This window comes from Pseudomonas fontis (genome assembly GCF_028656955.1).
Lineage (GTDB): Bacteria > Pseudomonadota > Gammaproteobacteria > Pseudomonadales > Pseudomonadaceae > Aquipseudomonas > Aquipseudomonas fontis.
In genome coordinates this window covers 1-1287 of the sequence record NZ_JAMDGY010000151.1, presented here as the reverse complement: position 1 = coordinate 1287, position 1287 = coordinate 1, and the positions used below count along the sequence as shown (strand labels likewise).

Sequence of the window (1287 nt, the reverse complement as noted above, 5' to 3'; positions counted from 1 at the left end):
CGCCGCTTTTGGGAGCCCTGCGGACTCCAGCGCAGCCTGTCGGCAGCGGCTACAGCGCCCCTGAGGAGTTGCTGCAAGCGTTCACTGCGGGCGCTCAAGAAAGTTGATGCAGCGTAAAAAGGTGCTTTTACCGGAGCCAGACGAGCCGATGATGCTGATCACGTCACCTTTCTCGGCGCGCAATGAAACGCCTTTCAAGACCTCTTTGTTGTCGTACCGCTTGCGGAGGTTTTCGACTACCAGGGCGGTCATGCTGGCTCCTTTGCACCGCCGGGCTAGTGCTCTGCGGCTACCGAGGCTCAAGCCCGCCGATCAAAGAAGTGCCCCATCAGCTTGAGCAGTGGCCGCCGGCGATTGTTCCAGGCGAAGTCCCATTCATTGATCTGCGATGCAGGCGGGTTGTCGGTCTGCTGGTGCAACAGGCTGTGGGCCTGGGCCAGGCGATACCACGGCACGGAAGGGAATGCGTGGTGCACGATGTGCAGATTGAAGTTGAGGATTACCAAGCGCGACCAGAACGGCAGGCTCTTGCAGTCGTGGGAGACGCGGTCCTGTTCCCAGTACTGCAGGCGCTCGGCATCCTTGGCCAGCAGCGGCGCCTCAGCGTGGTGGGGCAGGTTCAGCAGCTCCACCATGAAGAACAGGAACAGCCAGATCAGCAGGTAGAACAGCACCAGGTCGGCAAGGTGGCCGAACGCAAATGCCACGCCGGCCATTGCCAGGTAACCGACCAGATACAGGCGGGCGAAGCGGGTTTCCTTGAGGATTCGCGCCGAGGTGTCGCCTTGCGCGCGAGCCACGAACGGTGCCCGCCAGTTCGCCAGGAAATGGTTGGCGGCGATCATCGGGATCCAGTGCTTCCACATGAACTCGAGGGTGCGCTCCTGCTTGTGGGTCATGACCGAGAACTTTTCGATCATCGCCTTGTTTTCCGGGTCGTTGACCGGGTGGGCGGTCCAGGTGTGATGCGCCATGTGATAACGGCGGCGCACCAGGAAGGGCAGGGCGATCATCCAGCCGCTGAGGTGGCCGATGAAGTTGTTGAGCGTGCGATTGTTGGCCGCTGCGCCGTGCAGGGCTTCATGCAGGATCAGGTAGATCTGCAGCACTGCGAACCCGGCCAGGACCAGCCCCACGCCCTGAAACAGGGTGGACTCGCCAAGCCACAGGTTCCACGCCAGTGTCAGGAGCAGCAGGTCGATAACCCAGAGCATGACGGTCCATGGCTCTTTGGCGCCGTCGGGGATTTGTTTTCGAACGATAAGCCGGATGAATGCATCAGCACCA

At 61.2% G+C, this 1287-nt stretch carries 1 protein-coding gene and 1 pseudogene; both read right to left on the bottom strand.

Features of this window, described 5'->3' with window-relative positions; translation table 11 throughout:
• Nucleotides 1–87 precede the first annotated feature (87 nt).
• Nucleotides 88–252 (bottom strand): annotated as a pseudogene (locus M5G11_RS27425) (ATP-binding cassette domain-containing protein); the annotation flags it as partial.
• 47 nt (nt 253–299) lie between these two features.
• Nucleotides 300–1247, bottom strand: coding sequence for a fatty acid desaturase family protein (locus M5G11_RS27420; RefSeq protein ID WP_273925454.1), 948 nt, complete (start codon nt 1245–1247; stop codon nt 300–302).
• Nucleotides 1248–1287: the final 40 nt, after the last annotated feature.